Source organism: Streptomyces sp. KR55, assembly GCF_052245645.1.
In the GTDB taxonomy this organism is placed as follows: Bacteria; Actinomycetota; Actinomycetes; order Streptomycetales; family Streptomycetaceae; genus Streptomyces; species Streptomyces flavusporus.
Genome location: NZ_JBQQCE010000453.1, coordinates 1 through 8,011 on the forward strand (window position 1 = coordinate 1; position 8,011 = coordinate 8,011).

Here is an 8,011-nt window from a genome sequence, read left to right on the forward strand (position 1 = left end):
TGTCAGGGCCGCTCCCCTCAATCATCACGACCTATGGTCCATGCGCGGCGTGGGTCTCCCGGAGGACCGGCTGCCGATGATCCTAGGCTGCGACGCCGCCGGTGTCGACGAGGACGGCAACGAGGTCGTCCTGCACTCCGTCATCGGCCAGACCGGCCATGGCGTCGGCCCGAAGGAACCCCGTTCCATCCTGACCGAACGCTATCCGGGCACGTTCGCCGAGCAGGTCGCCGTACCGACCTGGAACGTTCTGCCCAAGCCCAGGGAACTCTCCTTCGAGGAGGCCGCCTGTCTGCCCACGGCCTGGCTGACGGCGTATCGGATGCTGTTCACCAACGCCGGGGTACGGCCCGGTGACTCGGTGCTGGTGCAGGGTGCCGGCGGTGGTGTCGCCACGGCCGCGATCGTGCTCGGCAAGGCCGCGGGGCTGCGGGTCTTCGCGACCAGCCGGGACGAGGCCAAGCGCAAGCGTGCCCTGGAGCTGGGGGCCGTGGAGGCGGTGGAGTCGGGGGCGCGGCTGCCGCAGCGGGTGGACGCCGTGATCGAGACGGTGGGGGCGGCCACCTGGTCGCACTCGGTGAAGTCCCTGCGTCCGGGCGGCACGCTGGTCATCTACGGCGCCACGAGCGGTGACCGGCCCTCCCATGCCGAACTGACCCGGATCTTCTTCCTGGAGCTGAAGGTCGTCGGCTCGACCATGGGCACCAAGGAGGAACTGGAAGACCTGCTGTCCTTCTGTGCCGCCGCCGGTGTCCGGCCCGTCATCGACGAGGTGCTGCCGATGGACCGGGCCCGCGAGGGCTTCGAACGGATGGAGTCGGGCGAGCAGTTCGGGAAGATCGTGCTCACCAACAGCTGACGGTTTGCGGGTTCTGCAACGGCCGGTCCGGGTCTCGGGCCGGCCGTTTGTGTTGTCAACTGGGGTTGACAAGCGGGGGTATGTCAACGTAAGTTGACGTCATGACCGAAGCTACGGAACTCGCCGAGCGTGCCGGTGACCGTGATCCGCGGGTCGGACTGCGGGCCGTCGCCGCGCTGCGCAGGCTGCTGGAGCAGTTGGAGGCCGTTCAGGTGCGCAGTGCGCGCAACCAGGGCTGGTCGTGGCAGGAGATCGCCGAGGAACTCGGCGTGAGCAGGCAGGCCGTGCACAAGAAGTACGGGAGGCGATGATGTTCGAACGGTTTACGGAGGACGCCCGTTCGGTGGTGAAGGTGGCCGTCGAGCACTGCGAGAGGTCGGGGGCGCAGATCGTGGAGGCCGAGCACCTGCTGCTCGCGCTGATGGAGCGGGGCGCCGGCAAGGGTGCGTTCGCGCTGGCCGCTCTGGGGCTGACCGAGCGTGCGGAGTCGGTGGCGGGGGCGCTGGAGGAGGCCCGGCGGCGCGCGGGGCTGTCGCAGGCCGAGGCCGATGCGCTGGCCGGGCTGGGGATCGATGTCTCGGAGATCGTTTCGCGGGTGGAGGAGGCGCATGGCGTGGGTGCCATGTCCGGGGACCGGAAGGACAGGGGGTGGTGGGGCGGGCGCCGTTCCTTCGGCCCGGGCGCCAAGGACGTGCTCGTGAAGTCCCTGCGTGTCGCCGTCGCCCGCCGGGACCGGCGCATCGGCGACGAGCACATCCTGCTCGCGCTCACGTCCCGTCCGGGCGTCGCAGCGGAGGTCCTCGCCGACCATGGGGTCACGTATGAGTCGGTGACGCGGGTGCTTTACGGCGGGGGAGAGGCCCGGACGGGCTGAACCGGGGGCGGTTGCCCTCGGGGTGCGGGCTGCAGCTGCCGGGCTGGGCGGAGCCGCCGGGCTGGGCGCCGCGTCCGGCGGCCGCGTTGCGTGCCCCGTCGGGTGGTGTGGCCGCGCGATGGGATCGAGGGGGGCGGGCATAACCGGCTGGCACCGAGGCGAGGCCGACGGTGCGAGGCCCGCAGCCCGGCGTTGCTGGGTGCCTCCCCCCACTCTCGGCTTCGCTCGAGGGGGCCCCATCGCCCACCCGTGCCGCCCTGGGGGTCCCCCCAGGCCCTTAAGGCACTGGGGGAGGCACGACTGCCCGCAGCTACGCAGGTGGGGTGCCTGCGGCGGGGCGCGTTGAGGTGGCCCCGCCCTTCGGCGTGGGTTGTGGCTACCGCTTCGGTGTCCTCAGCAGCGCCCCGATGTGTGCCGCCGCCGTCGACAGGTGGCGGCGGGCCTCGCGGAGTTGGTCCGCGGTGACGCCGTGGTCGCGGGCCGCGTCGCGGATGTCGTCCCGGAAGCGGTCGAGGAGGCGGTCCAGGTCGCGGGCCGGGTCGCCGGTGGAGGCTGTGTCGTGGGCCCAGGCCGGCTTGTAGTCGGCCGGGAAGTCCTCCGGCGTCGTCGAGTGCTCCGGCTCCGTGGTCGACTTGGCGGCGTTGCCGCGGCCGAAGCCGAGGTCCTTGCCGAACTCCATGCCGAAGTCCTTGCCGAACTCGCCGAACTCCTTGGCCAGTTCCGTCAGGCCCTCGCGCACTCCCGTCGGCCAGTCGCCCCGGGCGAAGTGGTCCTGCACCTGCTCCTGGACCCGCTGGGCGATGCGCTGCACCTCTTCCTGCGCCTGCGCCCGGGCCCGGTCCTGCGCCTCCTTGGCCTGGCGCCGGGCCCGCTGGGCCTCCTCGCGCGCCCTGCGGCTCTCGTCCTTGGCGCGCCGGGCCTGTTCCTTCCACTCCTGCTTGACCCGGCGCATCTCCTCCTTGGCGAGGCGCCAGGCTTCCTTCTCGCCGTAGTCACCGTAGTCGCCGAAGTCCCCGGCGGCGCCGCGGCCCTGGGCGCCCTTGCGGGCCTCGGTCGCCGCCGCCCGCATCTCGCGCCGCAGGTCGCCCGCCGCGCCGCGTACATCGGCCTGGATCTCGGCGGCCAGTTCCGCCACCGACTCGCGGATCTCCAGCTCCAGGTCGGCCAGTTCGCCGCTGCGGTCGGCCAGTTCGGCACGGCCCGCGTCCGTGATGGCGTACACCTTGCGGCCGCCCTCGGTGGTGTGCGTGACCAGGCCCTCGGCCTCCAGCTTGGCCAGGCGCGGGTACACAGTGCCCGCCGACGGTGCGTACAGCCCCTGGAAGCGTTCTTCGAGGAGGCGGATCACTTCGTAGCCGTGGCGCGGGGCCTCGTCGAGCAGCTTCAGCAGGTAGAGGCGGAGGCGGCCATGAGCGAAGACGGGGGGCATGTCAGAGCACCTTCTTGTCGGTCGAACCGTCGGCCGGGGCGCTGGACGGGGTCGTGCCCTCGCTCCGGCCGGACGCCGAATTGTCCCCCGAGTCGTCCTGTGGACCGTCCGTCGGCCCGTCCCACGGCCCGTCCTCCACCGGCGGGCGGCGCAGCAGGGCGATGGAGCCGGAGACGGTCGTGGCCTTCAGCCGGCCGCTGCCCGTGCCGAGGCGGCCGGTGATGCGCTTGGCGCCCCACTGGCCGGTGACCCGGAGGTCCTCGAAGGCGTTGGAGACCGCTCCGCTCGCGGTGTTGGCCTCCACCTCCGCGTCCGCCGGATGCGGCAGCCGGATGGCGATCTCGCCGGAGACACTGGTCAGGCTCACGTCGGTGGGGCTGCCCGCCGGGTCGAGGTCGACGATCATCGATCCGCTCACCGAGTCCGCCTTGACGGAGGAGCCGGCGCCCTCGACGACGGTGAGATCACCGGAGACGGAGTTGAAGCGCAGGTCGCCGGAGAGGGCCTGGGCCTCCACGTTCCCGGAGACGGTGTCCGCGCGGACCGGGCCTGCGAGCCCCACGAGTGTCGTGTCCCCGGAGACGCCCTTCACCTCTGCGCGCCCCTCGACGCCGGAGACCACGGCGGCGGCGCTGACCACGCCCACCTCGACGCGCGTGCTCACCGGGACCGCCAGTGAGACGACGGCGCTGCGGCGCCAGCCCTTGCGGTCGAGCCACTTCAGGAAGCCCTTCCACGGCAGGTCCTCGTACGCCACGGTGAGTGTGCCGCCCTGCTGGGTGACCACCAGGGGCGGTCCCTCGATCTCACTGACCTCCAGGCGGGCGGAACCTTCGTCCGTCCCCACCACGTTCACCGTTCCGTCGACGATGCGCACGTGAAGTTCGCGCACGGGGTCGTCGAAGGTGAGCTTGCTCGGCTCGGCGACGGACCACTCGGACATGGTGCTGACCTCCTCGACCTGCCGGGCCGCACGCGGGACCGGATGGACGGACCTCGACACGCCATATCGCGTCTTCCGTAAAACACGATATATCGTGGGCGCGGGAAGTCAAGACACTCGTTCTGGCGATCGCCCGTCTACGAACCGGGACAAATGTCCTAGCGTGTGAGCATGTCGACGGAAGAGTTCCGGGCCGATGCCCGGGCCGATCCCGTGGCCCCCGGTGCCCTGCTGCTCTGCCGGGCGCACGCCCAGGCCGTGGCCCCCGCCGCCCGTCTGCTGCGGGCCCGGATGGTGCTCACCCGGGCCGGCGAGAACTGGAGCGTCCTCGTTCCCGAGGGCGGGCCCTGGCTGGACGGCACCGAGCCCGTCGACCGGGTGCTCACCGGCTGGGCCACCGCTCTCGCCGTCGGCGCCCCCTGGCCCGTACTCGCCCTGTGGTGGGACGCGGACCGCGCCGGTTACACACTCGCGTCCGGCTTCCGACGCCCGGTCGGCTACGTCTGGCTCTCGGGCGGCACCCCGGTCGGCGAGGACGAGGCCATGCACACCTTCGCCGGGTGCCTCGGGCTGGACCCGGTCCTCGACGTGCAGTCCCTGGACCGCCTGACGAAACCCGACCCCTCGGCCGACGCCCCGGCCCGCCTGCGCGGTCTGCTCGCCGTGCTCACGCGCGCGGGAGTCTGTCTGCCGGCAGGCCTCAGCCCCGGCGAATCCGCCGACCGCCTCCGTGAGGCCGCCCGCGCCCAGCCGGATGCCCGCACGGTCGAGGGGGCGGGCCGGCACGCGGCGTCCCGCACGGAACCCGACGCCGGGGGCGGCCGCCTCGGCCCGTACCTCCCCTGGTCCGGCGACCCCAGGGCCCGCGCGCTCGCCCTCGCCCAGGTCGCCGCGGGCCTCCCCCTCACCGCCTGGGGCCTACGCCATCACAGCGGCGGCTGGACCACGGCGGGGGCGCTCCTCCTGGCCCACGGCACACTGGGCCTGGCGTACGACCTGGGCCGACCTCGCGACTGACGGCCGAGCAGGCTGACCAGGCTGCAAAAAGGCCGAGCGGGCCGACAAACCCAGAGCGGGGCGCCGCTTGGGCACCCCGCACTCACCTCGGACGGAACCTACTCCTCGTCCTCGTCGTCCAGCCGTGCCAGCCACGTCGCCAGCCGCTCCACCGGTACCTCGAAGTCGGGGTTCAGGTCGACGAAGGTCCGCAGTTGCTCGGCGAGCCACTCGAACGTGACCTCTTCCTCGCCGCGCCGCTTCTCCAGTTCTTCGATGCCTCGGTCGGTGAAGTACATGTCCTCAGAATATGCGCCACTCGGCCGGTCGGGGGACTCGCACCGGAACCGTCCGTACGGCTAGCCTCGTCGCAGCTCAAGTGTGGTCCGGCTGCGGCCGGTTGGACGGGACGCAAGCTCGACGGGGGAGCGGCATGAGTCACATCCAGGACATCGAACTGCCCGACGGCACGGTCATCACCGCCCGGATCGGCAGCGCGGACGCCTACGGGGAGCAGGAGGACGTCGGCTTCACCGACGCCGCCCTCGCCAAGGTCGAACAGCTCCAGGAGCTGATCAAGGCCGTCGGCGGCACCGTGCTCGACGCCGCGCGCTCGGCCCGGCCCGACGAGGCCGCCATCAGCTTCGGGGTGGAGCTGACCGCCAAGGAGGGGCTCGCGGTCGCCGTGCTCGCCAGGGGAGAGGCCAAGGCCTCGCTGCAGGTCACGCTGACGTGGCAGTTCGACCGGCAGCCCGCCCAGGCCCCCGCCGCGCCGGACCCGGCCGCGCATGACTGAGCGCACCGAACGCCTGCACGCCCTGGCCAAGGCCGCCACCGTCCACCTGCTGCCCGCCGACGGCGACGACAAGCCGCTGTGGGGCAGCGGATTCCTGGTCGCCCCGGGCTGGGTACTGACCGCCGCCCATGTGGTGCGCCCGCACCTCGCCGCCCGTCGTGACCTGACCTTCCGGGTGTGCGGCGAGGGCGTCGACGCCGAGGCCCGGCTCGAGGCCTGGCTGCTCACGCACCCGGAGCGGCCCGTCGTACCGCTGGAGGAGGACCTGGCCCTGGTGCGGCTCGCGGGCGACGCCGACGAGCACCAGCACGAGTGCGTGTGGCTCGCCGACCGGGACGTACGGCACTCCGGTGCCGTCAAGGTGTACGGCTACCACCCGGAGCCGCCGCACACCCACGCGCGCGCGGTGGACGCCGAGATCAACGGCCATGAGGACGGCTACGGACTGATCATCAAGCCCGACATCGACTTCCCGGCCGGAGTCTCCGGCGGTCCGCTGCTCGACCCGGACACCGGAGCCGTGGTCGGACTGGTCAAGTCCCGTCGCCGGCAGCAGGACGGCGGGAAGGCGGTCGCCATTTCGGCGCTGCGCCGCTTCGGACAGACGTACCGCACCGTCATGGCCGCACACGACCGGTGGCACGGCACCGAGCCGCTCTCCGAGAGTGGGGACAACTGGATCGACCTGCAGTCCGGTCCCGCCGCCGACGGCGGTGAGCGGTGGACGCCGGACGACCGGCGCACCGCACTGCGGCTGCTCGCCGCGCTGCCCGCTCCGCCCGACGCGCCCACCGTGGAGGTCCTCGCGAGCCGCGCCCGCAGCGGCCGGCGGTGGCCGGGGCGAACCCCCGAACTGCAGACCTGGCGCGACGGTTACGGCCTGCTGTACGAGGGCCCGCATCCGCTCGACTCGCTCACCTTCCTGCGCTATCTGAAGTTCGTCGAGGCGTACATACGCTGCCGGGGCGGGGACTGTTCGCAGCTCGCCGACTGGATCGACCGGCGGCTGCGCCGGGATCCGCGCCGGGACATGCACGACTTCGTCCGGGACGCACGCCTCCCCGAAGCGGTCCGGCCCACCGCGGCGGACGGACCGGAGCGCATCGTGATCCCCTACCCCGGCCCGGGCGAGGGCCCCACGGTCGCCGTGCTGCTCGACCCGGTGATCGGCTCGCAGCCCACCCGCTTCTTCTGGCAGATCTGGTTCGACGACGGCGACGGGTCCAATGAACCGGAGCTGTGGCAGACCGACGACTCCGTCCACGGCTACCTCCCCGGCGAACTCGTCCAGGCCCTGCGCGGCCCGCTGAGCGAACTGCTGCGCGCCAAGGACCGCGCCGACCTGCCCGTACCGCTCGAAGTGGCCCTGCCCGCCGAGTACTTCGACACCGCCGTGCACCGCTGGCGGTTCGACGACATCGCCCAGCTCGACGACACCGCACACCTCGGCGCACGCCGCCGCGTGGTGCTGCGCTCCCTCGCACGCCGGGGAGAACCGGACAAACTGTGGGCCGAACGCTGGCAGGCCATGACCGCCCAGCAGCGCTTCACCGGCTGGCGCACCCCGCAACGCGGCGTCGCATCCAGCGCCGGCAGCTATCGCGACGCGGCCTTCGACCACATCCCCGTGATGTGCCGCCCCGCCGGGCGCGGACCGGGCCGGACCGCGATGAAGCTCGCCCTGGAGAACGGGCACGGTGTGGCCCTCTGGCACATCGACGGCCACGCCACCCGCACCTGCGCCGAGGCGTGCGACACCCTCCACGCCAAGGCGGAGGAACTCCTCGGCACCCTCGGCTCGCTGGCCGAACTCCCCGACCGGCTGCGCCACCTCCGCCAGGACATCAGCGAACACTGCGCGGACCGCGCCTGGGCCGAGCCGCTCGCACTCCTGTACGACGATCCGCGGCGTCCGCTGCCCGCGGAGGAGACCGAGACCCTGGACGCCCCGCTGTGAGCACTCCGGAGAACATCCGCGGCGGATGGCCGAAAACAGCCATGTGGCAGGCCTGTCCTGGGTACATTTCCAGGGGCCCGTTGTGGGTGCACAACGCCCCCGTCGGCCAGGACGTGGACCACCACCGACCGTCGACGAGGAGCGCCTCATGAGCGAG

Annotated in this window: 9 protein-coding genes; 6 read left to right on the plus strand and 3 right to left on the minus strand. The window is 72.5% G+C overall.

Annotated elements, in window-relative coordinates:
* The 3 genes from ACTWQJ_RS41495 to ACTWQJ_RS41505 all read left to right on the plus strand — a co-directional run.
* Positions 1–859: zinc-binding dehydrogenase (locus ACTWQJ_RS41495; RefSeq protein ID WP_443311591.1), on the plus strand; the 859-nt coding region annotated here is incomplete at its 5' end.
* A gap of 101 nt (positions 860–960) precedes the next feature.
* Positions 961–1,170 (plus strand): HTH domain-containing protein, encoded by a 210-nt coding sequence (locus ACTWQJ_RS41500; RefSeq protein ID WP_443311592.1) that lies wholly within the window; start codon positions 961–963, stop codon positions 1,168–1,170.
* A complete protein-coding gene (locus tag ACTWQJ_RS41505; RefSeq protein ID WP_443311598.1) occupies positions 1,170–1,733 on the plus strand; it encodes a Clp protease N-terminal domain-containing protein in 564 nt (187 codons plus the stop codon). Before ACTWQJ_RS41500 ends, ACTWQJ_RS41505 begins: the two co-directional genes overlap by 1 nt.
* A 376-nt stretch (positions 1,734–2,109) precedes the next feature.
* On the opposite strand, the gene ACTWQJ_RS41510 is transcribed toward ACTWQJ_RS41505, so the two are convergent.
* Positions 2,110–3,162, minus strand: a complete 1,053-nt coding sequence (locus ACTWQJ_RS41510) for a helix-turn-helix transcriptional regulator (RefSeq protein WP_443311593.1) — start codon at positions 3,160–3,162, stop codon at positions 2,110–2,112.
* 1 nt (position 3,163) lies between these two features.
* Positions 3,164–4,105 carry a DUF4097 family beta strand repeat-containing protein gene (locus ACTWQJ_RS41515; protein ID WP_443311594.1) on the minus strand — a complete coding sequence of 314 codons (942 nt, stop codon included), beginning with the start codon at positions 4,103–4,105 and terminating at the stop codon, positions 3,164–3,166.
* A gap of 171 nt (positions 4,106–4,276) precedes the next feature.
* On the opposite strand from ACTWQJ_RS41515, the gene ACTWQJ_RS41520 reads away from it, so the two are divergent.
* Positions 4,277–5,122, plus strand: a complete 846-nt coding sequence (locus tag ACTWQJ_RS41520) for a hypothetical protein (RefSeq protein WP_443311595.1) — start codon at positions 4,277–4,279, stop codon at positions 5,120–5,122.
* A gap of 98 nt (positions 5,123–5,220) precedes the next feature.
* Here ACTWQJ_RS41520 and ACTWQJ_RS41525 read toward each other — a convergent pair whose 3' ends face one another.
* Entirely contained in the window at positions 5,221–5,400 is a 180-nt protein-coding gene (locus ACTWQJ_RS41525) for a DUF6104 family protein (RefSeq protein ID WP_023586593.1), read from the minus strand.
* Between the two features lie 134 nt (positions 5,401–5,534).
* Here ACTWQJ_RS41525 and ACTWQJ_RS41530 point away from each other — a divergent pair, with 134 nt between their 5' ends.
* Positions 5,535–5,897 carry a CU044_2847 family protein gene (locus ACTWQJ_RS41530; protein WP_443311596.1) on the plus strand — a complete coding sequence of 121 codons (363 nt, stop codon included), beginning with the start codon at positions 5,535–5,537 and terminating at the stop codon, positions 5,895–5,897.
* On the plus strand, positions 5,890–7,854 hold the full coding sequence (locus tag ACTWQJ_RS41535) for a VMAP-C domain-containing protein (protein WP_443311597.1): 1,965 nt from the start codon (positions 5,890–5,892) through the stop codon (positions 7,852–7,854). The genes ACTWQJ_RS41530 and ACTWQJ_RS41535 overlap by 8 nt, the downstream gene beginning before the upstream one ends.
* Positions 7,855–8,011: the final 157 nt, after the last annotated feature.